Annotated in this window: 19 protein-coding genes; 12 read left to right on the top strand and 7 right to left on the bottom strand. The window is 46.2% G+C overall.

From position 1 onward, the window contains the following. The first annotated feature begins 7 nt into the window (after positions 1-7). The 4 genes from ACO1NU_RS05725 (at position 8) to groL (ending at position 3,857) form a co-directional block, all read left to right on the top strand. A complete protein-coding gene (locus ACO1NU_RS05725; protein ID WP_448817508.1) occupies positions 8-1,396 on the top strand; it encodes a hypothetical protein in 1,389 nt (462 codons plus the stop codon). Between the two features lie 9 nt (positions 1,397-1,405). Then, entirely contained in the window at positions 1,406-1,747 is a 342-nt protein-coding gene (gene secG, locus ACO1NU_RS05720) for a preprotein translocase subunit SecG (protein ID WP_448817507.1), read from the top strand. A gap of 162 nt (positions 1,748-1,909) precedes the next feature. After that, the gene (locus ACO1NU_RS05715; RefSeq protein ID WP_448817506.1) at positions 1,910-2,185 is read left to right on the top strand and encodes a co-chaperone GroES; all 276 of its coding nucleotides are present in this window, start codon (positions 1,910-1,912) and stop codon (positions 2,183-2,185) included. A 34-nt stretch (positions 2,186-2,219) separates the two neighbouring features. Then, a complete protein-coding gene (gene groL / locus ACO1NU_RS05710; RefSeq protein ID WP_448817505.1) occupies positions 2,220-3,857 on the top strand; it encodes a chaperonin GroEL in 1,638 nt (545 codons plus the stop codon). A gap of 95 nt (positions 3,858-3,952) precedes the next feature. On the opposite strand, the gene ACO1NU_RS05705 is transcribed toward groL, so the two are convergent. After that, positions 3,953-5,125, bottom strand: coding sequence for an aldose epimerase family protein (locus ACO1NU_RS05705; RefSeq protein ID WP_448817504.1), 1,173 nt, complete (start codon positions 5,123-5,125; stop codon positions 3,953-3,955). A 168-nt stretch (positions 5,126-5,293) separates the two neighbouring features. Here ACO1NU_RS05705 and ACO1NU_RS05700 point away from each other — a divergent pair, with 168 nt between their 5' ends. After that, positions 5,294-6,439, top strand: coding sequence for a methionine aminotransferase (locus ACO1NU_RS05700; RefSeq protein ID WP_448817503.1), 1,146 nt, complete (start codon positions 5,294-5,296; stop codon positions 6,437-6,439). Here the strand turns inward: ACO1NU_RS05700 and lipB are convergent. Both lipB and ACO1NU_RS05690 read right to left on the bottom strand, forming a co-directional pair. Next, positions 6,436-7,152 carry a lipoyl(octanoyl) transferase LipB gene (lipB, locus tag ACO1NU_RS05695; RefSeq protein ID WP_448817502.1) on the bottom strand — a complete coding sequence of 239 codons (717 nt, stop codon included), beginning with the start codon at positions 7,150-7,152 and terminating at the stop codon, positions 6,436-6,438. The two genes, ACO1NU_RS05700 and lipB, sit on opposite strands and share 4 nt — an antisense overlap. 12 nt (positions 7,153-7,164) lie before the next feature. Next, on the bottom strand, positions 7,165-7,827 hold the full coding sequence (locus ACO1NU_RS05690) for a 4'-phosphopantetheinyl transferase family protein (protein WP_448817501.1): 663 nt from the start codon (positions 7,825-7,827) through the stop codon (positions 7,165-7,167). Positions 7,828-8,014: 187 nt separating this feature from the next. Between ACO1NU_RS05690 and dcd the strand changes: the two genes are divergently transcribed. The 7 genes from dcd (at position 8,015) to ACO1NU_RS05655 (ending at position 17,524) form a co-directional block, all read left to right on the top strand. Continuing rightward, a complete protein-coding gene (gene dcd, locus ACO1NU_RS05685) occupies positions 8,015-8,551 on the top strand; it encodes a dCTP deaminase (protein WP_448817736.1) in 537 nt (178 codons plus the stop codon). Between the two features lie 65 nt (positions 8,552-8,616). Next, positions 8,617-11,310 carry a TonB-dependent receptor plug domain-containing protein gene (locus ACO1NU_RS05680; protein WP_448817500.1) on the top strand — a complete coding sequence of 898 codons (2,694 nt, stop codon included), beginning with the start codon at positions 8,617-8,619 and terminating at the stop codon, positions 11,308-11,310. 172 nt (positions 11,311-11,482) lie between these two features. Further along, positions 11,483-11,779, top strand: a complete 297-nt coding sequence (locus tag ACO1NU_RS05675) for an ATP-dependent Clp protease adaptor ClpS (protein WP_448817499.1) — start codon at positions 11,483-11,485, stop codon at positions 11,777-11,779. A 76-nt stretch (positions 11,780-11,855) separates the two neighbouring features. Continuing rightward, a complete protein-coding gene (locus ACO1NU_RS05670; RefSeq protein WP_448817498.1) occupies positions 11,856-14,321 on the top strand; it encodes a TonB-dependent receptor domain-containing protein in 2,466 nt (821 codons plus the stop codon). A 58-nt stretch (positions 14,322-14,379) separates the two neighbouring features. Further along, positions 14,380-15,642, top strand: coding sequence for an L-fucose:H+ symporter permease (gene fucP / locus ACO1NU_RS05665; RefSeq protein WP_448817497.1), 1,263 nt, complete (start codon positions 14,380-14,382; stop codon positions 15,640-15,642). Positions 15,643-15,644: 2 nt separating this feature from the next. Further along, the gene (locus ACO1NU_RS05660) at positions 15,645-16,478 is read left to right on the top strand and encodes an amidohydrolase family protein (protein WP_448817496.1); all 834 of its coding nucleotides are present in this window, start codon (positions 15,645-15,647) and stop codon (positions 16,476-16,478) included. Between the two features lie 32 nt (positions 16,479-16,510). Next, positions 16,511-17,524, top strand: coding sequence for a zinc-binding alcohol dehydrogenase family protein (locus ACO1NU_RS05655; protein ID WP_448817495.1), 1,014 nt, complete (start codon positions 16,511-16,513; stop codon positions 17,522-17,524). 396 nt (positions 17,525-17,920) lie between these two features. Here the strand turns inward: ACO1NU_RS05655 and ACO1NU_RS05650 are convergent, their stop codons facing one another. The 4 genes from ACO1NU_RS05650 to galB form a co-directional block, all read right to left on the bottom strand. Beyond that, on the bottom strand, positions 17,921-19,600 hold the full coding sequence (locus ACO1NU_RS05650; RefSeq protein ID WP_448817494.1) for a sodium/sugar symporter: 1,680 nt from the start codon (positions 19,598-19,600) through the stop codon (positions 17,921-17,923). 197 nt (positions 19,601-19,797) lie between these two features. Continuing rightward, positions 19,798-21,966 carry a glycoside hydrolase family 3 C-terminal domain-containing protein gene (locus ACO1NU_RS05645; RefSeq protein WP_448817493.1) on the bottom strand — a complete coding sequence of 723 codons (2,169 nt, stop codon included), beginning with the start codon at positions 21,964-21,966 and terminating at the stop codon, positions 19,798-19,800. A gap of 133 nt (positions 21,967-22,099) precedes the next feature. Further along, the gene (locus ACO1NU_RS05640) at positions 22,100-23,020 is read right to left on the bottom strand and encodes a glycoside hydrolase family 43 protein (RefSeq protein WP_448817492.1); all 921 of its coding nucleotides are present in this window, start codon (positions 23,018-23,020) and stop codon (positions 22,100-22,102) included. 90 nt (positions 23,021-23,110) lie between these two features. Further along, positions 23,111-25,540, bottom strand: a complete 2,430-nt coding sequence (gene galB / locus ACO1NU_RS05635; protein WP_448817491.1) for a beta-galactosidase GalB — start codon at positions 25,538-25,540, stop codon at positions 23,111-23,113. Positions 25,541-25,589: the final 49 nt, after the last annotated feature.

Raw genomic sequence — 25,589 nt, 5'->3', positions numbered from 1 at the left:
AGATAACGTGGAAAAACTTCAGGCATCAGGAAACAGGGAATTTCTTAAATTTTTGTCGCCTTCTGAAAAATGGACAGATGCAGACCGGGCTGCATTGAAATACCTTGTTCTCAAGTTTCCGTACTGCCAGCCGCTGCATTTTGCGCATGCATCTGCGCTCCGCACGGAGGATCAGGCTACCTATGAGAGCTATTTGAAGAAAGCATCCGTATACGCACCACGAAGGGACGTCCTGTACCGGTTCATGAATGAACCTCAATATTTTCAGCCAGAGATCGATCTTTCGGATGAAGGAGAAGAGATCAACATGCCGGAGCTTACAGCCCCTGTTATGAGCACTGCTGCGCGGGATGTTATGCACCAGGACATCGAAACTGTAACACCAGAGACGGAGTCACTTGCGTTTGAGGAAGCGGAGGAGCTGAACATATCCATCGAAGCGAATACAGATGTGCTTGTTGAAGCTGAGAGCATCCAAGAAAAGGAAGTTATTTTAATAGAAGAATATACAGAGCTGGAACCTGAAGAAGCAGCGGAGTCTGACGAAGATATTGTTGAGGAAGATATTGCTGCGGAGAATATTGAGCTTACTGCAGAGCCGGATGAGGAGTCGGGAGCAGATGAACCGCAGAAGGAAGAGATAGCCGGTGCGGTAACTGTTGAAGAAGAGCCTGTGGAGCTCATTGAAACCGTAATTCCGGAAGCTGAGCTGCCGGAGCAAACCAACGAAGCGGTTTCTGAAGAAGAAGAGAAGAAAAGTGGGGTTGCACTGGAAAGTATCGCCTCTTCAGACTATTTTGCCTTCAGCGCATCGCCTCTAGACCCACTAAAAGGTGAGATTAAGGTGGCAGAGCCCCCGGTAATGAAGGAAGCGTCGAATGAGAAGGAAGAAGTTTCCAAATATGACGACGACACGATGCCATATACTTTTTTGTGGTGGCTTCATAAGACCCGGAAGGAATTTGAGCCTACTTATCAGCCTTATGCTCCGACGGCACCGGCAAAGCGGAATACCGCTGCGGCAGCTTCACCCCTGCTGAATCAGCAGATCATTGAAAATATCTTTCACATACAGCCAGAGCTGAACACCATTGCTGCAAATGCAACAGTGGAGTTTGAGCTGAAGCGCAAGGAGGATATCATCATTGAGAAGTTTATCAAAGAGGAGCCTCAGATCAAACCGCCCAGCACGGCTAAAGTAGATACGGAGAACAAAGCCCGGAAAAGCTCGGAAGACAATCTTGAGCTCGTTTCGGAAACTTTGGCCAGGATTTATACCGATCAGATGCTTTTTGATAAAGCAATTGAAACGTACAAGAAATTAAGTTTGAAATATCCGGAGAAAAGTATTTACTTTGCAAGCCAAATTGAAAATTTAGAAAAGAGAATCAGCTAATTATAAGATATGTTTTACGTTATTATTGTCGTTGCCATTATCATTTGCGTCCTTTTGGGACTGATCATTTTAATTCAGGAGCCAAAAGGCGGAGGTCTGACTTCAGGCTTTGCTGGTTCGAATAATATTATGGGCGTTCAGAGAACCGGAGATTTCCTGGAAAAAGGAACCTGGATCCTGACTATTTCCCTGATGGTTTTGGTATTATTTGCAAACGTGGTTGTTCCTAAAGGAGCATCACAGAGCAGAGAAGCTCAGGAGATTCAGAACCAGATTAACAAGGGCACCAGTGCTCCTGCTGCACCTGCGCCTGCACCTCTTCCAGGGCTTACCGATACGACTAAGAAGTAAATCGGCTATATAGATATTAAAAGGCTGCATCCAGAGGATGCAGCCTTTTTTCGTTTAAGCACATTTTTGCAGGGCTTCCATGACAACACTGACAGCATGACACCGTTTAGCCCTTTGGCACAGATTCTGACTGCTAAGGGTCAAAACTAATATTCATTAAAAATGGCATTAAATATTAAACCAATCGCAGATAGAGTAGTAGTTGAAGCTGCTCCTGCTGAAGAAAAAACAGCATCTGGTATCTACATTCCGGATACCGCGAAGGAAAAACCTCAAAGAGGCACTGTAGTTGCAGTTGGTGATGGCAAAGTAGACGAGCCTTTAACTGTCAAAATTGGAGACGAAGTTTTATATGGCAAATATGCCGGTACAGAGATTACCTATGAAGGTAAAGAATATTTGATTATGCGTGAGTCTGACATCTACGCAATTTTATAATCTCCCAATTATTTATTAAAAACATTCAATAGAAATGGCAAAACAAGTTAAATACAATGTTGAAGCGCGCGACGCCCTGAAAAGAGGAGTTGACACATTAGCTAACGCAGTAAAAGTTACTTTGGGACCAAAAGGCCGCAACGTAATCATTGATAAAAAATTCGGTTCACCTGCTATCACTAAAGACGGTGTAACTGTAGCAAAAGAAATTGATCTGAAAGACCCTCTTGAAAACATGGGTGCTCAGATGGTAAAGGAAGTAGCTTCTAAGACTGCCGATATTGCAGGTGACGGAACTACTACTGCTACTGTGTTGGCTCAGGCTATCGTGACTGCAGGTGTTAAAAACGTTGCTGCAGGCGCAAATCCAATGGATTTAAAACGTGGTATTGACAAAGCTGTTGCTGCTGTTGTTGCTAATCTGAAAGAACAGTCACAGGCTGTTGGTGAAGACAATAATAAGATCAAACAGGTTGCTTCTATCTCTGCAAACAATGACGAGGTTATCGGTTCTCTGATTGCTGAGGCAATGGGCAAAGTTGGTAAAGACGGTGTAATCACTGTTGAAGAAGCTAAGGGTACTGAAACTGAAGTGAAGACTGTAGAAGGTATGCAGTTTGACCGTGGTTACCTTTCTCCTTACTTCGTAACCAACTCTGATAAAATGGAAGTAGAACTGGAGAATCCTTACATCCTGATCTACGACAAGAAAATCAGCAGCATGAAGGAATTGCTTCCGGTATTAGAAAAACAAGTTCAGACTGGCAAGCCGTTATTGATCATCGCTGAAGATCTGGATGGCGAAGCACTTGCTACTCTTGTAGTGAACAAGATCCGCGGATCTCTGAAAGTTGCTGCTGTTAAAGCTCCTGGATTTGGTGATCGTCGTAAAGCTATGCTGGAAGACATCGCGATCTTAACTGGTGGTACTGTTATTTCTGAAGAAAGAGGTTACAAACTTGAGAATGCTGACCTTACTTACTTAGGACAGGCAGAGAAAGTAGTTATCGACAAAGACAATACTACTGTGATCAACGGTGCAGGTGGTTCTGAAGATATCAAAGCACGTGTAGCTCAGATCAAGTCTCAGATCGAAGCGACTACTTCTGATTACGATCGTGAGAAGTTACAGGAGCGTCTGGCTAAATTAGCTGGTGGTGTTGCTGTTCTTTACGTAGGTGCTGCTACTGAAGTAGAGATGAAAGAGAAAAAAGACCGTGTTGATGATGCTTTACATGCAACCCGTGCGGCTGTTGAAGAAGGTATCGTTGCAGGTGGTGGTGTAGCTTTCATCCGTTCTGTTGCTGCTTTAGCTGAACTTAAAGGTTCAAACGAAGATGAGAACACTGGTATCCAGATCATCCGTCGCGCTATCGAAGAACCTCTTCGTCAGATTTGTGAGAACGCTGGAATCGAAGGTTCTATCGTTGTTCAGAAAGTAAAAGAAGGTAGTGCAGACTTCGGTTATAACGCACGTACTGATGTTTACGAAAACCTGATCGGTGCGGGTGTAATTGACCCTACTAAGGTAAGCCGTGTTGCATTAGAGAATGCTGCTTCAATTGCAGCGATGCTGTTAACTACAGAGGTTGTACTTGCTGATGATCCTGAAGAGGAAAAAGGCGGTGCTGGTATGCCTCCAATGGGTGGCGGTATGGGCGGAATGATGTAAGATCATTCTAACCTGTATTCTTTACAGACATGAAATATAAAAAGCCCTGATGCGATATGCATCAGGGCTTTCTTTTTGGTTTGAACCAGCGATGTTTACTTTGCTGTAAACTTGTAGATGGTTGTTGTTTTATACGTGTCGCCAGGGTTTAACTGGGTTGAAGGAAATGACGGTTGATTTGGTGAGTCAGGGAAATGTTGTGTTTCCAGGCAGAATGATGTTCTGAACTCATCTTTGATTCCCTGCTTCAGGGTGTGAGTGCCTTCAAGGAAGTTACCACCGTAAAACTGTACTCCTGGTTCATTGCTCAGTACTTCCATCACGATACCAGACTTGTCGCCTGTAGCAATAGCAAGTGTTTCCAGGTTAGCAGATTTCTTGTTTGCGTGTACAAAGTTGTGGTCATATCCGTTGCCGTATTTCAATTGGATATGGTCAGCATCGATCCTAGAACCGATAGCGGTTGGTTTTCTGAAATCGAATGGAGTACCTTCCACCTTTTCGTTCTTTCCTGTTGGGATAAGAGTAGAATCTACCGGAGTAAACTCTTCAGCATTGATTTGCAGTAAGTGATTGTTGATTGAACCACTTGCAATACCGTTGAGGTTGAAGAAAGAGTGGTTAGTCAGGTTAACAACCGTTTTCTTGTCGGTAGTTGCCAGATAGTCGATCTTCACTTCGTTATCGTCTGTCAGGGTATAGGTCACTTTAACGCTCAGGTTACCAGGATAGCCTTCATCACCATCTTTTGACAGATAGCTTAGCTCCAGCTGATTGTCGGCAGTCTGCTTAGCATCCCAGATTACTCTTGAAAATCCCTTAGGTCCGCCATGAAGGTGATTAGCGCCATTGTTAGTTGCCAGGCTGTACTCCTTACCATCGATACTGAACTTTCCTTTAGCGATACGATTACCGTAGCGACCGATCGTTGCACCGAAGTAGGTGTCGGGTCCTTTGGTGTAATCCTGTACGTTGTCAAATCCGGCTACCACATCCAGGAATTTACCATCTTTGTCGGGTATGAGCAGGCTGACGAGGCGTCCGCCATAGTTTGTTATAGCAGCCTGTACGTTATTCTTGTTTTTTAAGATGAATAGATCCGTTTTCTTTCCGTCAATGGTGGATTGAAAAGATTCTTTAGCGGGAAGTACCGCTGCTGTACTATCAGTCATATCGGTGGTTTTGTTTTGATTGGTGGAACTTGTGCAGGCGGCGAAAGCCAGTAGGCAGGCCGCATAAAGCCAGGGTTTGTTTAGTTGGATTTTCATTTCGTATAAAGTGATTTTTAATTTGTAGTTCAGCATCAAATTTAACTTTTTAAATATATTAACATGCAGGTTTGATGATTTTGTAAGGTGTGAAATTGTGCAAAATTTAGCGGGCAGATGTGCTGATATTTCTTGAAGAAAAGGCCTTTTACTGCTAATTTAGTCCTGATGATACATCTTACCTCTAAGCTACCTTCTTCGGGTACTACTATATTCACTGTCATGTCGAGGCTTGCCAAGGAAAGCGGAGCGATAAACCTGTCGCAGGGATTCCCTGATTACGACTGCGATCCTGAACTGATCGAGCTGGTAAACAAACATATGAGAGCCGGGCACAATCAGTATGCGCCGATGGCTGGCGTGGCTTTGCTGCGCGAGCGCATTGCCGAAAAGGCAAATAGGCTGTATGGAGCCGACTATCATCCGGAGAGCGAAGTGACGGTAACTGCAGGAGGTACGCAGGCTATTTTTACGGCTATAGCGGCCCTGGTTCACCCGAATGACGAGGTGATCATCTTTGATCCGGCTTATGACGCCTATGCTCCGGCGGTTAAGCTGATGGGTGGCTTCGTAAAATCGTACGAGCTGAGTCCGCCTAACTATAAAATTGACTGGAAGGCGGTACGGAAGCTGATCTCTGCCCATACGCGGATGATCATCCTGAATACACCGCAAAACCCGACGGGAACAACCCTGAAGGAGGAAGATATGGAGGAACTTATCGCCATTACCAGGAAGACAGACATCCTCATTCTAAGTGACGAGGTTTATGAGCATCTGGTGTACGACGGTCAGCAGCACCTGAGTATGGCGCGGTATCCGGAATTACGGGAGCGAAGTGTGGTCTGCGCTTCATTCGGCAAGCTCTTTCATAATACAGGCTGGAAAGTAGGCTATTGCATAGCTCCTGCTTTGCTGATGGACGAATTTAGGAAGGTTCATCAGTTTGAGGTATTCAGCGTGAATACCCCGGTTCAGCATGCACTGGCAGATTATCTGGCAGACAAGTCGCATTATCTGGGCTTGACGGCTTTTTACCAGGACAAGCGGGATTTCTTTTCTGAGTTGATGCAGGGCAGCCGGTTTAAGTTGCTTCCTTGTGAGGGATCGTACTTTCAAACGGCCCGTTTTGACCGGATATCAAATGAAAAGGATACTGACTTTAGCAAACGACTCACCACGGAAGTGGGTGTAGCTACTGTACCCGTTTCGGCCTTCTACACGAAAGGAACGGACTTCGGGATCATCCGCTTTTGCTTTGCCAAGAAGAACGAGACATTGGAAAGGGCGGCGGAGAAGCTCCAGAAACTTTAGGACACCGCTTCCTGATCGATAAGCTCCATATTGAAGAGCGCTGCGATCTTTTGCTTCAGAACGGCTTTCACCTCCGCGGGATCTACAGGATGCCCGAGCTCCCTGGCCATGGATGTAACGTCTTTGTCGTCGATCCCGCAGGGTACAATATTCTTGAAGTAGCCCAGATCAGAGTTGACATTGAATGCAAAGCCGTGCATGGTTACCCATCTGCTGCATCTGACGCCCATTGCGCAGATCTTACGTGCTTTTTCGTTGTCGGGATCTATCCATACGCCTGTATAGCCTGGATAGCGACCAGCCGTAATGCCATAGTGCGCAAGGGTTTGAATAATTGCTTCCTCGAGAGTACGCAGATAGAGGTGGATATCCGTGAAGAAATTATCAAGATCAAGGATGGGATAACCTACAATCTGGCCGGGACCATGATAAGTAATATCTCCTCCCCTGTTGATCTTATAGTAAGAGGCTGACTTTTCTGCCAGTCCTTTCTCATCGAGAAGAAGATTCTCAGGCTTACCGCTCTTGCCCAGGGTGTACACATGAGGATGTTCAACAAAAACGAGGTAATTGTCGGTAGGGACAGTCGTCTGATTATCCCTGTTAGCAGTTTTGGAATTGACGATTGACGAAAAGATACTCTCCTGCCTGTCCCACGCTTCCTGATAATCAACGAGACCCCAATCCTGGAAGTTTACTTTATTATTTTTCATGAGAATATTTTTTTAATCATGCTCATCGGCCATTTCCCTGAATCCGGCAACGTATCCGATCATATAATCAGCAAAGCTTTCATAATAGACATCGAACTGCATCTTTTCGTCTGCCTGCAGGCTTGCTTCGAAACAGCCTTCGCCCTTATAGTTAAAGGGGCGGAGGTGAATATGGTCTTTAAAAGACACGTTTGGCTTACCGTGAAGCTTATAGATGGCTTCTTTTGCACACCAGCAGGTATAAAGGTGCGGAATGGTTTGTTGAGGATCCATGAATGTAAGCTCTTCTGCTGACATAAACTTCTTTGCTACCCGCACAATCTTACTCTTAACGAGCTCGATGTCAATACCTACCGGCTTATCTTCACTGATCATTACGGCTGCATAGTCAAACGAATGGCTAAAGGAGATATGATGCGGAAAATTAACCAGGTAGGGCTTTCCGTGATCATCTACGCGACAGTCAATATATTGACTAGTGTTCAGCATTTTGCGAAGCAAGTTACGGGTACTGAGCCAGTGCAGGTTGCGTTTGCCATTGTTGAGGCTGTCGAGATAAGCATTCTCCCGGTCGTTAAGCTGCAGACGTGAATATAAATCTTCGGCAGACTCCTCTATTTTCCAAACGGCAAAGCTGGTCTTGGAGTCAATTTGCTTTTGATAAGCTAGTCCCATTCTATGATCTTATTTTCATTGATGCATTCGCCGCAATAGCTTTAGCTAAACCCGTTTTTGACGATCGGCAGGCTTCCTATCGCTCCCCCATGCAGGATATACAATATTAAGACAAAAGCGTTTCAATATTCAGGCCACGGCGTAAAATTTCTAAATTATGGCTAATTTCGGCCAAAGTTTCAACATTATGATCCTGTCGGACAAGCGTATTTTAGAAGAAATAGAGAAGGGAAGTATCATCATTGAGCCGTTCAGGAGAGAGTGCCTGGGAACGAATTCGTATGACGTTCATCTGGGAAAGTACCTGGCAACCTATAGCAAAAGGGTACTGGATGCCAGGGAGCACAATGAAATTGTCCATTTTGAAATTCCTAAGGATGGTTTTGTATTGCAACCGAACACCCTCTATCTGGGTGTTACTGTGGAATATACCGAGACGCACAGTCATGTTCCTTTCCTGGAAGGAAAGTCGAGCACAGGCAGGTTGGGGATCGACATTCACGCTACGGCCGGAAAGGGAGATGTTGGATTTTGTAATACATGGACGCTTGAGATCTCGGTGACTCAACCTGTAAAGATCTACCCGGGCATGCCCATCGGCCAACTCATCTACTTTGTTGTGGAAGGAGAAATTGAGACGCTTTACAACACTAAAGACAACGCAAAATATAGCAGGAAGACTACCAGACCTGTGGAAAGCATGATGTGGAAAAATACTTTCTAAGTAGCTCTTTTCTTGCATGATCAGGCATTTTTATTAGTAAATTGTGGCCATATTTTGACCCCGCTATGAAACGCCTTCTCCTTATCGCCGGTGCCCTTATTCTCTGCTCTTCGCTCTGCTTAAAACTGACTGCACAGGAGGATCCGCTTGCGGGCCTGATCAGTAAGCTTCAACAGGTACTTGACAATTATCCCCAGGAGAAGGTTCATCTCCATACGGACAAGCCCTATTATGTTGTGGGAGACAGTCTCTGGTTTAAGGGTTATATCGTAAATGCAGAGAAAAATGAGCTGTCGGGATTAAGCAAGATTTTGTATGTTGACCTGATCAATGAACGGGACTCTGTAAAAAAATCGCTGCGGATTCCTGTAGTCCTGGGACTTGCCTGGGGTGATATGGTGCTCAGTGATTCACTTGCAGAGGGAAATTACCGTTTGCGGGCATACACCAACTGGATGCGCAACTTCGGTGAGGAATATTATTTCGATAAGGTAATCAGGATTGGGCGGTCTTTCCCTAATCAGATCAATGCCTCAGTGAACTATGTTTTTAGCAAGACAGCCTCAGGTGAGCAAGTGCGCGCTGAGATGCAATATACAGACAGCGAAGGAAAGCCGCTCAGCTCCAGACAGGTTAATTACAGCATCGAGCTGGATAATAGAGTAGTTTCGCGCGGAAAAGGCGTGACTGACGAGGCGGGACGGCTGACTGTGGAGTTTGTTAACAAGCAGTCTTTTCTTTTAAAATCGGGTAGGATCTTCACGCAAGTGCAGACCGCCGAAAAGGTTTTTCAGAATAAGTCTTTCCTGATCAAGGCAACGAACTCGGAGGTGGATGTGCAGTTCTTCCCTGAAGGTGGCCAACTGATAGCGGGCATGCGTGGAAGGGTTGCTTTCAAGGCTGTTGGTCCAGACGGCTTAAGCCGTGCTATTTCAGGGGTAGTCAAGGACAATAGCGGGGCGGTTGTAAAAGAATTCAAGGCAGAGCACGCAGGAATGGGCGCTTTCGTTTTCACTCCGGCAGCGGGTGGCACTTATACTGCCACTGTTACCTTTGAGGATGGGTCTCAAAAAACCTTTGATCTTCCAAAGGCTCTTCCGTCGGGCTACGCTCTTTTTGTCAATAATCAGGATGACACCGACATCAAGGTCAGTATCTCTGCCAGCGCCGACCTTGTAGGGCCTACACCTGTAACGTTGATTGCTGAGTCAAACGGCGTAGTCAAGTTTGCAGGTCGCAATACCCTGAACAAGTCTAATCTTACTGCCTCGATTCCAAAAGAGAGGTTCCAAACTGGGATTGTGAGGCTGACCCTATTCTCCGGAAGTATGGTTCCCGTAGCGGAGAGGCTGGTGTTTGTTCGTCATGCTCCCACGATTGAGCTGAGCATTTCAAATAACAAGCAGGAATACGGATTGCGTGAAAAGGTGGAGATGTCGCTCATGGTTAAGAGTGCTGCGGGCGTGCCTGCTACAAGTGCTTTTTCCCTAGGGGTGATCAATGAAACAAAAATACCTTCGGATGAGGACGATGAGACAACGATTTTCTCTAACCTCCTTCTGAGTTCTGACCTGAAGGGCTACATCGAGAAGCCAAATTATTACTTTTCGAGTGTGAGTGAAGCGAAAGATCATCACCTCGATTTGCTATTGATGACGCAGGGCTGGAGCCGATTTACCTGGAAGAACACCTTAGCCGGCATATTTCCGAACCTGGCTTTTAAACCTGAAACAGGAATCTCCATCAGCGGGACTGTGAAGACGCTTGGAGGGAAGCCTGTTGCGAGTGGTAAGGTGATGATCCTTGCCTCGAAAGGTAATGGCCTGTTGCTGGACACGCTGACGAATGCGGAAGGACGCTTTAGTTTTGATAATCTGAGGTTTACAGACAGCACACGTTTTGTTATCCAGGCACGTAATGCAAAGGACAAGAAGAATGTTGAAATTGAACTTGACCGGGTTCCTGCCCAATTGGTAACCAAGAGTAAAAACAGTCCTGAGATCATCCTGAATGTGAACGCCTCTATGCTCCCCTATCTCCGGACAAGGCAGGATGAGTATGATGAGCTCCGTAGACGAGGCATGTTGAGACGGAATATCGTATTGAATGAGGTGAGAGTTTCAGAGAAGAAGCCCGCCGTTAAAAACTCGAGCAACCTAAACGGTGCGGGACGCGCAGACGCTGTCATAATGGGAGACAAGTTGCAGAACTGTGTCACTATAGAACAGTGCCTGCAGGGCCTCGTTGCAGGAGTCGTTTTCAGGAACGGCATTGCTTATTCGACCAGGAGCATGGATACCCCTATGCAGATCATCGTTGACGGCATGTATGTAGAACCGGACTACCTTACCATGATCCAACCTTTCGATGTGGAATCTGTCGAAGTACTCAGAACTATCGGCAATACTGCTATTTACGGTATGCGGGGAGGAGGTGGACTGCTGATCATCAATACCAAACGCGGAGAGAGCAATTATGCCTATACATATGCACCGGGGATCGTTACGTATAATCCTGTTGGATATCATGTTGCGCGTGAATTCTATTCGCCGAATTACGATGATCCGAAAGTTAACAAGTCTCTTCCTGACCTGCGCACTACCGTATTGTGGGTACCACACGCGGTGACCGATTCTTCGGGGAAAGCTCAGATGAAGTACTTTACCTCCGACAATCCGGGGACCTATAAAGTGGTGGCAGAAGGGCTGGATAGCAAAGGTGGAATGTTCAGGAAAATTTTGAGGTTTACGGTAAAATAACGTTTCCTATTTCTGATATCTGCGAATTTTGGTAATTAGTACGGAGATTCTTAAAATCACCTGCTTAGTCAGGAGGCATTCCGCTTTTATTTATATTCCCGTTTCGAAAGTAGTGCATTTTAAGGGTATTGATTCTTCCAAAACACCCTTAATTTCACTAAATTTGGCTCTTATGGAAATTCGTTTTGCCGGAACAGAGACGGAAGTGGAGAGTTTTACTCTGGAAGAAGTATTAGCTGGATTGAAATCCAGCCATAAACTGATACTCTGGAATGACGAAGTCAACACCTTTGAACACGTCATTTTTTGCCTGATCAAATATCTGGACTACTCGGATAAACAGGCCGAGAGGATAGCATGGACTGTACACAACGACGGAAAATGCGCCATTTTGGAAGGATCATTCACGGAAGTTGAGGTTTACAGAAAGATTCTTCAACAGGAAGGGCTCACTGTAAGCGTAGAGTAATAAAATAGTTACCGGAAGTTATTCCTATTCAAATCACCTTTCTTTGCATCCTGCGTTTGGTATGAATAGGCTATTTATGAGATCTTTAGGTTTTCTTATTTTTTTTCTCTCTGTTTCGAATTTTCTTTTTGCTCAGGCAGGAACTGGTGGTGCAATTAGCGGAAAAGTGATTGACGCCACGACGGGAAAACCGGTGGACTTTGCGTCCCTGGCTGTTGTTGAAGCAGCAAGCGGACGGACAGTAAAGGGAGGTCAGACGGCTGGTGATGGAAGCTTTTCAATCAAGGCGGTGCCTTTTGGTACGTACTCACTTAAAATCTCATTCATAGGGTACCAGCCATATACGAAGGCTGATATCACCCTCTCGCAACAAACACCTTCGATAAATCTGGGCTCGGTAAAACTCAGCATGGGCAAAGCCAGCGTGCTGAAAGAGGTTGTTGTTGAGGCTAAAAAAAGCACTATACAGTTGGGTGTAGACCGCAAGGTGTTCAGCGTTGAGCAAAACCTGGTCAGCGCCGGAGGATCTGCTACAGATATTCTGGAAAATGTCCCGACCGTTTCGGTGGACATTGACGGCAATGTGAGTCTCCGCGGTACAAGTAACGTGCGTATCCTGATTGATGGACGTCCATCCGCTATTGGTGGCGGAGATATAGCGAGTTTATTACAGTCGCTTCCCGCCAGTTCAATCGAAACGGTTGAACTGATTACCAATCCATCGTCAAAGTACGACGCAGAAGGGCAAACCGGTATCATCAATATCATCCTGAAGAAAAACCAGCGCATTGGCTTCAATGGTGGCGTCTCTGTTTCCGCGGGAACGCTGGACAATTATAATCTGAATGGTAATCTGAGCTACCGCGATGGCAAGATAAATGTATACGGAAATTACAGCTACCGGTATTCTAATCGTGAAGGCTCTGGTTTTAATAACACTTTCTTCCTGGACAATAACAGCCTTCTGAATAATACTACAATTTCTAAGCGCCACAATGAGGGCAATACAGCGAAAGTGGGCCTGGATTATTATCTTAATAGTAAAACCACGCTAGGAATATCGGGAAATGTGAGCTTCCGCTCCGGTGACGATACTGAGGATATCGATTATCTGTATCAAAATTACTCAGCCGCACTGGATGGCGTCAGTTATAGAAGAGCTGATGAGTCGGAGGAAGATAAAGGGTATGACCTTAGTCTGGACTTTGTAAGGAAGTTTACCAGGCAGGGTGAAGAGCTGTCGGCCAACCTGTCCTACGGAAACAGTAGTGAAGATGAAGGTCAGTTCTTTAACCAGGACTTCTACACATTTAGTGGGGTCATGAAAGACACCTTAGATCGCAGGAATACCACAAATGGGCAGAATCGTGATAATTTCAACCTTCAGGTAGACTACATCCTTCCTTTTAACAAAAATCAAAAGCTGGAAGCCGGTTATCGCGGAACGCTCAGGAAGAATGCTGACTCACAGCTATCAGAAAGATTCAATCGCCTGACTCAGGTATTTGAGCGCGACTATTTCCTGACGAATGACTTCGATATGGAGGATCAGGTTCATGCCTTATATGGAAGTTATCAGAATCAGATCACAGAGAAGTTCGGCTTTCAATTTGGGTTACGCGCGGAACAAGCCAATCTAAATACGGTGTACAGAAGCTTAGATCCGACCTCTCTTGACCCTGTCTCAGCGGAGGGAAAGCTGGATTATTTTCGTGTCTATCCGAGTATTTTCCTGACACAGAAGCTCAAGAATGACAATCAGCTTCAGCTGAGCTATACCAGACGCGTGAACCGACCGCGGGGATGGCAGATCAACCCCTTCAGAGACATCTCAGACCCAAATAATGTACGTGTAGGAAACCCCGGTTTAAAGCCTGAAGACATTCACTCCTTTGAATTTAGCCACATGAAATATTGGAAGGCCGTGACGTTCACATCTTCGCTCTATTTCAGGCAGGTAAATGACGTTGTAGAGGGTATTCAGCAGCGCCTTGATAGCACAACCACTCTTACACAATTCGCGAATCTGGCTCGTAACAGAGCCACAGGGCTGGAATTGATTTCCAAGGCAGACCTCTTCAAAGGCTTCAATCTGACAGGAAACGTGAATATGTTCTACAATAACTTTTCAGGAAGCGAAGAGTTTAACATACCGGGAAATGAAGGATTCAATTGGAATGCTAAGCTAATGGCAAATGCTCAAATACTTCCAGCTCTGTCTGCACAGATAAACATGGAGTATATGGCCCGTAGGGTAACGGCACAGGGTCGCGGAAGAGAGATATTTGGTACTGATGCCGCACTAAAGCTGGACCTCCTGAAGAGGAAGGGCAGTCTGTCCTTCAATATGAGAGATATTTTCAACAGCAGAAAATGGGGTGCGGTAACCCAAACAGCCGAGTTCAACCGGGAATTCAGAAGACGGATGCAGGGTAGGATGAGCACGCTCACTTTTAGTTATAGATTTGGCAATGCTGACAGCCAGCAACGGAACAGAAAGAGGGAAGAACCTCAAAATGATTCTTCCGGGGAAGAATTTTAGCCAGTATATTGCATACATTTGGAACAATAAACTTTCTTGTAAATTCAATTATTGTTAGATGGCTAAGAAAAACCAATACCTGTTTCCTATCATCCTTGTCACGTCCTTATTTTTCTTGTGGGCATTGTTACACAATATCAATCCCATCTTAATCCCTCACCTTCGGAAGGCGCTTCAGTTAAATGACACACAGTCGTCTTACATTGACGTGGCTGTCGCAGTTGCATACTTTGTTATTGCTATTCCGGCCGGATTATTTATGCACAAGTTTGGGTATAAGAAAGGTATCATCACCGGACTAGTGCTATATGCTGTAGGCTCACTCCTCGTTATCCCAGCGGCGGCATCAAGAGACTATGTCTTCTTCCTTACGGCGTTCTTTATTATCGCCAGTGGAGCTACTTTCCTGGAAACAGTTGCTAACCCTTATATATCCGTTCTTGGAGATAAAGACACGTCTGAACAGCGACTTAACTTCGCGCAATCATTCAATGGCGTAGGTGCATTCCTCGCTCCAATTATTGGTGGTCAGTTTATCTTGTCGGGCATTGAACACACTCCAGAGGAGTTAAAAGCAATGACAGCTACGCAGTTAAACGAATATCTTCAATATGAAGTAGACAGCGTCAAAATACCCTACATCATCATCGCAGTTGTGGTGACCCTTCTGATATTTCTCTTTCTTGCCGTTAAACTGCCTGAAGTAAAAGCAGACGACAGCGAACTACATGGCGCTCCATCAAGCTTCTCGGCGAAAGTACTTCGTCACAGCCATCTTTCATGGGCTGTCATTGCGCAGTTACTCTACGTGGGTGCACAGGTAGGAATTGGTAGCTTTTTTATACGATATGCGAAGTTTGTTGCGGACGTAAATGAAAAGAATGCTGCCTTCATATGGGGGTCTTTAGCGATGGTGGGCTTCATGGTCGGACGTTTTGTTGGTACTTTCCTGATGCGCTACATCAAACCTGCTAAGCTGTTAAGTATCTACTCTGTTATAAGCATCTTGCTGTTAATTATATCAGTGGCATTGCAAGGCAACATCGCCTTGTACGCACTTGCGTTAGTACCGTTCTTTATGTCGATCATGTTTCCAACAATATTCGCCCTGGGGATCAAAGGACTGGGCGAAGAAACAAAGATCGCCTCATCTTTCCTGGTTATGGCCATTATCGGTGGAGCTATTATACCAACAATAATGGGATACATATCAGATAAGACAGGAAGCATACAGGTTGCCTACACGGTTCCAATCCTTTGTTTTATCGTGATTTTATTCTTCGGGATAAAAGGACATAAGATCTCATCTGAAAACAAATAGCCATGTTTAAAATAGATTCCCACCAGCATTTCTGGAGGTTCGATCCAGTAAGGGATGCCTGGATAAACGAGGATATGCGTGCTATCCAAAAAGATTTTTTGCCCGAAGACCTGAAGAAGGAACTCGACCAGCAGTCGATAAATGGCTGTATTGCAGTACAGGCTGATCAATCAGAAGCTGATAATGCATTTTTGATAGAGCTTGCGGCAATGCATCCTTTCATAAAAGGGATCGTTGGCTGGGTGGACCTACAGGCAGATAACATCGAAGAAACGTTACAATTTTATAGCCAGTATAAGATTGTTAAAGGCTTCAGACATGTTTTGCAAGGTGAAGCTAATCGTGCGCTAATGCTGGAGCCAGCCTTTAAAAGAGGAATAGGACATTTAAAACAGTTCGGTTTCACGTACGACATTTTGATTTTCAGAGATCAACTGCAATATGCGGCCGAGCTATGTACCCTTTTCCCGGAGCAACAATTTGTACTGGATCATATCGCCAAACCGGATATCCGGAATCAGGTGATTAATGACTGGGCTCCCGGAATCCGCGACCTTGCTAAAAATCCAAACGTTTGTTGCAAGGTATCAGGTATGGTTACCGAAGCAAGCTGGCAGAATTGGAAGTCAGAAGACTTTACTCCCTACCTGGATGTTGTGTTTGAGTCGTTCGGCATTGAACGACTTATGTTTGGGTCCGACTGGCCTGTGTGTAACGTTGCCGGAGGCTACGCTGCAATGATTGACATTGTAAAAAGCTACCTATCACAGTTTCCGGAAGACCAACAAGCACTATTCTGGGGTCAGAACGCATCGACTTTTTATAGGATAGATTAATTTATTTTAGATTTGCTGCTCAAATTTTATTGATGAAAAAACTAGTTTGTACGACCCCTGGAAGCTTTAGCTATCAGGAGGGCGAATATCCGGCAAAGCAGAAAAACCACTCCATTCTAAAGATCAAACGTATCGGAATTTGTGGAACAGACCTGCATGCCTTTGAAGGCTCCCAACCATTTTTTGAATATCCAAGAGTACTGGGACATGAACTTGCTGCCGAATTTATCGAAGGGGATAATGCTGAAGGGTTCAGTCCGGGAGAAAGAGTTACGTTTATTCCATACTTCAACTGCGGAGAATGCATCGCATGCCGATCGGGAAAAGGCAATTGCTGTACGAGTATCAAGGTTTGCGGAGTGCATATCGATGGTGGTATGGCTGAATATCTATCCGTCCCGTCTTACTCGCTTATTCATGGTGAGGGCCTTAGCTACGACGAACTCGCTCTTGTGGAGCCCCTGGCAATAGGTGCACATGGTGTAAGCAGAGCCGACGTAAAACCTGGAGAGTTTGTCTTAGTAATTGGTGCCGGCCCTATCGGTCTGGGCATTATGGAATTCGCACGAATAGCCGGGGGTAAAGTAATTGCGATGGACATCAATGATAACAGGCTTTCTTTCTGCAAAGAAAAACTCAAGGTTGACTTCACTATCAATCCAATGACGGACGATGTTGATGCAAAGCTAAAGGAAATCACCAATGGAGATTATCCAACAGTAGTTATTGACGCAACCGGAAATCAAAGAGCTATAAATAATGGCTTCATGTATATGGCGCACGGGGCCCGCTATGTCTTAGTGGGACTACAGAAAGGCGAATTAATCGTCAGCCATCCTGAGTTCCACAAGAGGGAAGGCACTTTGATGAGCAGTAGAAATGCTCACCGGTCAGACTTTCAACATGTCATCAAATCCATGAAAGACGGATTGGTTAATCCAGCTACCTACATCACTCACCGCGTGAACTTTGATGAGGTAAAGGATGAATTTGAATCCTGGTTAGATCCTAAGAACGGCGTAATAAAAGCCATGATCGAAATGTAGGCTTCTCTGGCGTTTAAATAAAGAGAGACTGATTAGGAGTCGCCCGTTAGAGAAATCCTGTGCAGGAATCACCTCCATCGGGCACCTGAATACAATAGAAAAGAAAGCGGCTGTATCACGAACCTGTGATACAGCCGTTTTTTTATTATAAAGCAATCATCCCTACTTGCAACAAAGGATCTGAGCCGCTACGGGGCCGTATAAGTCCAAAGTCGAGTATGAGATCCCCGCCCACACTGAGGCTGTACTCTGTCTCACCTGCAGAGGAAACTTCCTGAATCTCATTCAAGGCCGGTCAGGCCTGCAAACCTGACGATGGTGACCCCAATAAATAAAAAGGGCTGCTTCATTGTCTGAAGCAGCCCTTTATTCAAGCTATTTGTCGACCTATTCTGATTACCAGAAGATCGTGTATAATGCAGTAAGAATACCGATAACGATGATAGATCCAGCGATAAAGGCAGGATGAGCCTTAAACATCTTAGTATCTACTTCCAGAGAAACAGGTTTCACACCATGTCTGCTTTCATACATACTGATCAGATACATACCCACCATACAGATGACGAATACAAATCCCATTCTGTCAAGGAAAGGTATTTCAACCAGACCAGAGGCAGCGCTCTTCACAGCAAATCCAGATGGAATAAGGAAGCTTAAGTCCACCCATTCCGGCATGAATTTAAACACCAGGGAGAATAAGAAACCTCCTACTGTTGCGAATAAAGCAGCATTAGAAGTCGCTTTCTTCCAAAAGAATCCAAGTATAAACATAGCAAAGATACCTGGGGAAACAAACCCTGTATATTCCTGAATGTATTGGAATCCACCCTTCTTATCAATACCCAGGTGTGGAGCAATGATTACACCCAAGATCATTGATACGATAACGCTCAGCTTACCTACATTTACCAATTTCTTTTCGCTGGCTCCCGTATTGAAAACCTTTTTGTAGATATCAAGAGTAAAGATTGTAGCGATACTGTTTGCCTTACCAGCCAGCGATGCAACAACCGCAGCAGTTAACGCAGCGAATGATAATCCTTTAAGACCTGCAGGAAGCAAGTTTAACAACACAGGATAAGCTCTATCCTGGTTAAGTTCCCCATTCATTGTCATATCTGTAGGGAATGTACCTGAACCTTCTTTGTATAAGATATATGCAGCTATACCTGGAAGAACCACGATAACCGGCATAAGTAATTTCAGGAATGCTGCGAATAAGATACCTTCACGTGCAGTTTTCAAATCCGCACCTAGAGCGCGCTGAACGATGTATTGGTTACATCCCCAGTAGTTCAGATTCACGATCCAAAGACCACCCAGCAATACTGTTAAACCCGGTAGATCCAGGAAATTTTCGTTATCCTGATGAAGGATCATCTCAAAGTGCTCAGGAGCTTTGTCCATCATATGGCTAAAACCACTTATTACACCTGAGCTGCCATAGTGTTCAGCTACCAGATTCAGCGCCAGATAGGTCGTCGCTAAACCTCCGAGAATCAGGAAGAATACCTGAATAACGTCGGTATAACCAATAACTTTCATTCCACCCAGCGTAATGATAATGGCGAAGAACGCAAGGAAATACATACAGACCGTTAAACTGATACCAGAAATTGCACTTACCGCAATAGCACCCAGGTACAGGATAGACGTCAGGTTAACCACAACGTATAGCAACAACCAGAAAATGGCCATTACCATCGCTACCGTTCCATTGTATCGCTGATGGAGGAACTGTGGCATGGTGAAGATCTTGTTCTTCAGATATACCGGAATGAAAAACACCGCAACGATAATCAGCGTCAGCGCAGCCATCCATTCATAAGCAGAAATGGCCAGACCAATCTGGAAACCGGATCCACTCATTCCAACGAACTGCTCGGCAGAAATATTAGAGGCGATCAGTGAGGCACCGATAGCCCACCAGGTTAAAGATCCTTCTGCGAGAAAGTAGTCTTTCGAGCCCATGCTCTCAGCTTTCTTACGATTATAGATCCACAATCCATAACCTGCTACTATCACAAAATAGATAAGAAAAACAATGTAATCCTTCGTGTCAAGCGTATTCATTTGGTTTATATATCTGTTTAATATTTACACTATTCGTACTCTGTCTTGATCCTGATTTCCTTTCAATATGGACCGGAGACAAAGCCTGGTGATACTTAGTAAGTGTCGATTAAACACCCTAAAATTCTGCGCCTCAAAGTAGGAATATTTCTGTAATTAACGCATAAATATTTATTATTTATGTCCAGGCCCGATTATCAGAGCTTTATTCTCTTTTTTAGCCGGAGGTCCGATGACGAACTACCGATGAGTATGTCGAATTCACCAGGCTCAAGGACCCATTTACCCTGCTGATCGTTGAAATAACTGAAGGCAGACCTATCCAGCGTCATTTCCACTTCCCTGGACTCGCCGGGCTGCAAAAACACCTTCTGAAAAGCCTTTAACTCTTTTGCAGGGCGCTTCAACGATGACTTCCTGTCGGCCACATAGACCTGCACAACCTCTGCCCCGCCTCTTGCGCCCGTATTCTCAAGCGTAAACTTCAGTACAGCCGAGCTATCAGTTGTGGCAACAAGCGGCTTCGTATACTGGTAGCTTGTGTACGACAATCCATGGCCGAAACTAAATAGCGGCTTCACCCTATAGGTGTCGAAATAGCGGTAGCCTACAAAGATGTCTTCGTTATAACGAACGGTCACACTGTCGCCGGGATACTCACCTAGCTTATGCGCCGGAATATCCTTCAACGTTTTCGGGAAAGTTACCGTCAATTTTCCGGATGGATTTACATCACCAAACAGGATAGATGCCAAGGCATTTCCTCCCTCCATGCCCGGATATCCGGCCTGGATAATCGCTTTGGCATTCTTCTCCCAGGCCATCATATCAATAGCACCTCCTCCGTAAAGAACAACCACGGTATTTGGATTCGCCTTCACTACTGCCTGGATAAGTTCATCCTGACCAAAAGGCATCTTCAGGCTGGCTTTATCAAATCCCTCGGTGTCATATGCGTTTTCATCCCACTTGCTATAGTCGTATCCGTGGATCCATCCACCCACAACAACGGCTACATCCGCCTTCTTTGCAGCCTCAACAGCCTTTCTGATCAGCTCTTTATCGGCAGTAGCGTTCTTCGTAATGGTATATCCCTGCTCAAAAACAACTCCAATACTATTGCCTGCCGCATTTTGCAAGCCCTTCAATGGCGTAATCTCATAACGGGGCCGCACCTGTGAGCTTCCCCCGCCCATTGCATTTTCGCGGTTTGCATTCGCACCAATAACCGCTATCGTCTTCAGAGCGCTTTTGTTAAAAGGCAGAACCCCCTTATTTTTCAGAAGAGTGATTCCCTCTTCTGCAACCTTCCGCGCCAGCTCAGCGTGTTCTTTTGTGGCATGAGTGGCCTTCGGGCGATTAGCAAACATGTGCGTCTTGAACATCACTCTCAAAATACGACGTACCTTATCATCGATAACAGACTCGGAAACCTCTCCATTTCTAACGAGCTTCAAGGCCGCATCAGCAAAATAAAACTTACTGAAGTCCGGATTAGGCAGCATAGAAAGATCCGTGCCCATCTCCAGGTCCGCTCCTCCCAACAAAGCTTCCTTCGTATCATGAATGGCACCCCAGTCGCTCATCACCAATCCTCTGAATCCCCACTCCCCTTTCAGGATCTGGTTAACCAGCAGATTGCTATATGTACAATATTCCCCTCTGAACCTGTTATATGCACCCATTACGGTATTCACCCCGCCTTCTACCACGGCGGCACGAAATCCCGGAAGGTAAATCTCCCGCAGGGCCCGGTCACTCATCTCCACATTTATCCCCGAGCGCATAATCTCCTGATTATTGGCTATGAAGTGCTTCAAACTGGCAGACACGCCCTGATCCTGCACTCCCTTGATGTAACCGACCGCCATTTTCGAAATGAGGTAGGGATCTTCACTCATGTATTCAAAGTTCCTTCCATTCAGGGGTGTGCGGATGATGTTGATGCCCGGGCCAAGGATCACGTCCTTCCCCCGGAAATTGGCTTCCTGACCCAGCACCGCGCCAAAAGCATAACCCAATTGAGTATTCCAGGTCGATGCCAGTGTAATACCCACAGGCAGATAGGTGGATGAATCCCCACCCTTATTGTCGAGCACCCAGTCGCGCCCATGTTCCGGACGAACGCCATGAGGGCCGTCAGATGTAGTGAGCTCCGGAATCCCAAGACGCGGAACGCCGGCAGAAGTGAAGGAAGAGTTCGCATGGATCATGCTGATCTTTTCCTCAAGAGTCATTTTTTTGACGAGCTCAGCGATTTTTCCTTCCACAGATGGATCAGCAGCCCACTGAGCGCTGAGCGACTGAATGCTCAGAGCCAGACACAAGGTCACCGAACAGAAGATAGGTAGTACTTTAGATTTCATAATGATTAGTGATTAATATACCTTGCCAGCAGACAGGTTAGGATCTGTGGCGAACGATAGCAAAACTAAAGACACTCATCTAACTGAAGGGTACCAGAATGTTACCGATCAGGCATAGTTTTGTTAACCAGGCCTACCTGAGCTTCTGAAATTCAGCTTCGCTAACCGTAAAAATACTTCCATGCCTGATACCCCGAGGCATGCTGATCTTATCCGAAATATCCTTCCAGTTCTTCAGGTCCGTTGATGAAACAGCCCCGTACCGATGATCCCGGTATTTATCGAAAAACACCATCCACTCCTTGCCCTGCCGAAGTACTGTCGGACCTTCTGCCCAGTACTTGCCCGTAATTGGCTCGCCTGCCTTGGTATAGGGTCCCGTCAGCTTTTTAGAAAAAGCCATCTTCAAATTCTTTTGCGCAGGTTCACGTGTCTCATCCTTCAGGAACATCACCCAGCGTTTACCGTCCTGCACAATAGAGGCGTCGATGACATTGAAACCCGGATCATATAAAAGCTTCGTCTCACTAAAGGCCTTGAAGTCCTGCGTCGTCACATAGTACATCCGGTGGTTGTAACCATCATCAGCTGCTACCTGCGTTTCCGGAAAGCGTCCCCGGATGGTGCTCGCCCAATATATCATATACGTTTTGGTCTTCGCGTCATAGGTCAGCTCCGGGGCCCAGGTATTTCTGGCACCCTCCTCATGTTGCATTACCGGAATAAATTGCTGCTCTGACCAGTTCACGAGATCTTCAGAACTCGCATATCCAATCCCTTTGTCTGTCCAGCTAACCGTCCACACCATATGAAATTTCCCGTCTCCCCCTCTGATGATGCAGGGATCGCGCATCAGCTTATCCTTTCCAACCTGAGGCGTAAGAAAGGATTGATCATCTTTTAATGCTTTCCATTCATATCCATCCTTAGAATAGGCGAGGTGTAAACCATCCTCCCCATTCCCTTTAAAATACGAAAACATATACACTTTGGCATCTTGAGCCAAAGAGGAAATACTCAAAAACAATAACAGCAGCGAACAGAATCCTTTCATGTGGTTTTTATCATTCGGTCTAAAAGAAAGGGCAAGATATCAGATTTTTAATAATTATCACACCCGGGCGGGGGATTAACTACACAAGTTCTACTTCACCGTCAATACAATCTCTGACCCCTGCAATCCTTCCGACACGGCTTCCACCCGTATCTCACCAGCGGCCTTGCCCGACTGGATAATCGCCAGTGCCATACCGTTAAACGCTTTCCTCTTATCTGCCTTAAACCGCTCATGACTGGTCGGACTGCCATTATCCACCGCATTCAACACCCCTGCTCCGCTAACATGGAACCGTACGAGGTTGTCGGCCCCCGGCACCACATGCCCTGCTTCATCCAGCACACGCACCGTCACAAAAGACAGATCCCGCCCGTCAGCGGTCAGGTTGCTCCTGTCGGCCAGCAGTTCAATCTTCGCAGGCTTCCCGGCCGTATACACATCTTCCGACAAAACCTCTACGCCACCTTTCCGCGAAACAGCATGAAGATGCCCCTCAGCAAAAGGCACGCGCCATTTCACATGAAGCTCATCAGCGGTCTTCTTTTTCCCGCCCAGCGACTTCCCGTTCAGAAACAACTCCACCTCGTCCGCCTGACTGTAATATGCTACAACATCCACCGTATCGCCCACTTTCCAATTCCAGTGAGGATACAAATGCAGCACAGGCTGATTCGTCCACACACTCTTATACAGCCAATACACATCCTTCGGAAAGCCTGCAAGGTCCACAATCCCGAAATAGGAGCTCCTTGCCGGCCATGGATAAGGCGTAGGTTCCCCCAGATAATCAAACCCCGTCCAGACATACATGCCCGAAACATGTGCATTTGCATGCAAAGCCTTCAGGCTTTCCTCATGCGTAGACCCCCAGGGTGCACTCACATGATCATAGGCCGAAACCGTAAAATCCGCATTCCCTCCTCCCTTAATGGGCTTGTCCCAGGCCTCCGGCCATCTGCGGATCGTATCAAAAGGCACCAGATCATAATGCCCTCTGGTCTGCAAGGCCGAAGTGCTCTCCGTTACAATAAACTTCTTACCCGGCCAGCGCTCATGGAAGTTTGCCCAAAGCCGGTGATTATAGTTATAGCCAATCAGGTCAAAGGCCCCCGACTTCAACAGGTTGTTGTATGTGTTTACTTCATTATTCGCTGTCGTAATCGCCCGCGTCGTATCGAGACTGCGGACAATAGACACCAGCTCACGGGCAATAACCCTTCCTGTGGTATCACCCTTCGCTTCATCCCCCCATTGTTCCTGGATCTCATTTCCCACACTCCAGATGAAAACACTCGGATGATTACGGTCCCGTTTCACCAGGTCTTCCAGATCCCTCCGGTGCCATTGATCCCAGTCCTGATGATAATCGAAAGGATTCTTTTGCTTCTTCCACATGTCGAAAGCCTCATCCATCACAATAAATCCCATGCGGTCGCAAAGCTCCAGAAGCTCCGGTGCAGGCGGATTATGCGAGGTCCGGATTCCATTGCAGCCCATGCCCTTCAGAATTTCCAGCTGCCGCTCTGCAGCACGCCTGTTAAACGCCGCCCCGAGAGCCCCAAGATCATGATGATTGCATACCCCCTGTATCTTCATCGGCACACCGTTTAAGCTGAATCCTTTATCGGCATCGAAGCGAAACGTACGGATACCAAACGTGGTCTCGTAGGTGTCGACAAGCTTCTTCCCTATATAAACCCGGCTGACGGCGGTATACAGCGCCGGGTCGCCAACCGACCACATCCTTGGTTTGGTCACACCACCCCGCTGATTGAACTGAAACGTTTTCCCTGGCAAGATTGCCTGGTTCTGCCATATAGACGCCACTTCCACTCCTCCGGCATCCCTCACAATAGTATTTAATCTCACAGAAGCCCTTTTTGCTGAAGCATTCAATACCGTGGTCCGCACAGCCACCTCCGCCCGCTCCGCAGAAACCTGCGGCGTAGTCACAAAGGTGCCATATTGAGGGACATGCACAGGGTCAACCTTCACCAAAGACACCTTCCGGTAAATGCCTGATCCCGAATACCAGCGCGAATTGGGCTGTTTAGCATTATCTACCTTCACAGAGAGCACGTTCTTCTCCCCAAACCGGAGGAACTTCGACAGCTCATACCGGAAAGAGATATACCCATTAGGCCGTTTTCCGAGATAATGGCCGTTTATCCATACTTCACTCTGATGATACACACCATCGAAATCAATGTAAATCAGTCGCCCTCTGTCTTCTGCGGGCACGTCAAAGGTCTTCCGGTACCAGCCAGTGCCTCCCGGCAAGGCTCCCCCTCCCGGAGTGGCCGGGTGATCTTTGCTGAAATCACCCTCTATGCTCCAGTCATGCGGCACATCCAGTGAGCGCCAACCTGCATCTTTAAACAGGGGGTCCTTAGCTTCCGGGACATCACCCAGATGAAACTTCCAGGATGCACTGAAGTCGATAACCTCGCGTTCGCCGCCCGCCGCCCAAGCGCCTGCCTGAACAAAACACAGCAGGATCAGTAAATATTTACGCATACATATCACATTAAAAAAGACCCCCACATAGCGCGGGGATCTTTCACTA

The sequence above is a fragment of the Arcticibacter sp. genome (assembly GCF_053551015.1).
This window is presented reverse-complemented; position numbering and strand designations above follow the sequence as displayed.

Bases quoted from the DNA above. Each gene is read 5' to 3' on its own strand.
- ACO1NU_RS05715 (WP_448817506.1), top strand. From the start codon at position 1,910: ATGGCATTAAATATTAAACCAATCGCAGATAGAGTAGTAGTTGAAGCT.
- fucP (WP_448817497.1), top strand. From the start codon at position 14,380: ATGGCTAAGAAAAACCAATACCTGTTTCCTATCATCCTTGTCACGTCC.
- ACO1NU_RS05655 (WP_448817495.1), top strand. From the start codon at position 16,511: ATGAAAAAACTAGTTTGTACGACCCCTGGAAGCTTTAGCTATCAGGAG.
- galB (WP_448817491.1), bottom strand. From the start codon at position 25,540: ATGCGTAAATATTTACTGATCCTGCTGTGTTTTGTTCAGGCAGGCGCT.
- ACO1NU_RS05645 (WP_448817493.1), bottom strand. From the start codon at position 21,966: ATGAAATCTAAAGTACTACCTATCTTCTGTTCGGTGACCTTGTGTCTG.
- ACO1NU_RS05680 (WP_448817500.1), top strand. From the start codon at position 8,617: ATGAAACGCCTTCTCCTTATCGCCGGTGCCCTTATTCTCTGCTCTTCG.
- ACO1NU_RS05700 (WP_448817503.1), top strand. From the start codon at position 5,294: ATGATACATCTTACCTCTAAGCTACCTTCTTCGGGTACTACTATATTC.
- groL (WP_448817505.1), top strand. From the start codon at position 2,220: ATGGCAAAACAAGTTAAATACAATGTTGAAGCGCGCGACGCCCTGAAA.
- dcd (WP_448817736.1), top strand. From the start codon at position 8,015: ATGATCCTGTCGGACAAGCGTATTTTAGAAGAAATAGAGAAGGGAAGT.
- ACO1NU_RS05660 (WP_448817496.1), top strand. From the start codon at position 15,645: ATGTTTAAAATAGATTCCCACCAGCATTTCTGGAGGTTCGATCCAGTA.
- ACO1NU_RS05670 (WP_448817498.1), top strand. From the start codon at position 11,856: ATGAGATCTTTAGGTTTTCTTATTTTTTTTCTCTCTGTTTCGAATTTT.
- secG (WP_448817507.1), top strand. From the start codon at position 1,406: ATGTTTTACGTTATTATTGTCGTTGCCATTATCATTTGCGTCCTTTTG.
- ACO1NU_RS05675 (WP_448817499.1), top strand. From the start codon at position 11,483: ATGGAAATTCGTTTTGCCGGAACAGAGACGGAAGTGGAGAGTTTTACT.
- ACO1NU_RS05650 (WP_448817494.1), bottom strand. From the start codon at position 19,600: ATGAATACGCTTGACACGAAGGATTACATTGTTTTTCTTATCTATTTT.
- ACO1NU_RS05705 (WP_448817504.1), bottom strand. From the start codon at position 5,125: ATGAAAATCCAACTAAACAAACCCTGGCTTTATGCGGCCTGCCTACTG.
- lipB (WP_448817502.1), bottom strand. From the start codon at position 7,152: ATGAAAAATAATAAAGTAAACTTCCAGGATTGGGGTCTCGTTGATTAT.
- ACO1NU_RS05640 (WP_448817492.1), bottom strand. From the start codon at position 23,020: ATGAAAGGATTCTGTTCGCTGCTGTTATTGTTTTTGAGTATTTCCTCT.
- ACO1NU_RS05690 (WP_448817501.1), bottom strand. From the start codon at position 7,827: ATGGGACTAGCTTATCAAAAGCAAATTGACTCCAAGACCAGCTTTGCC.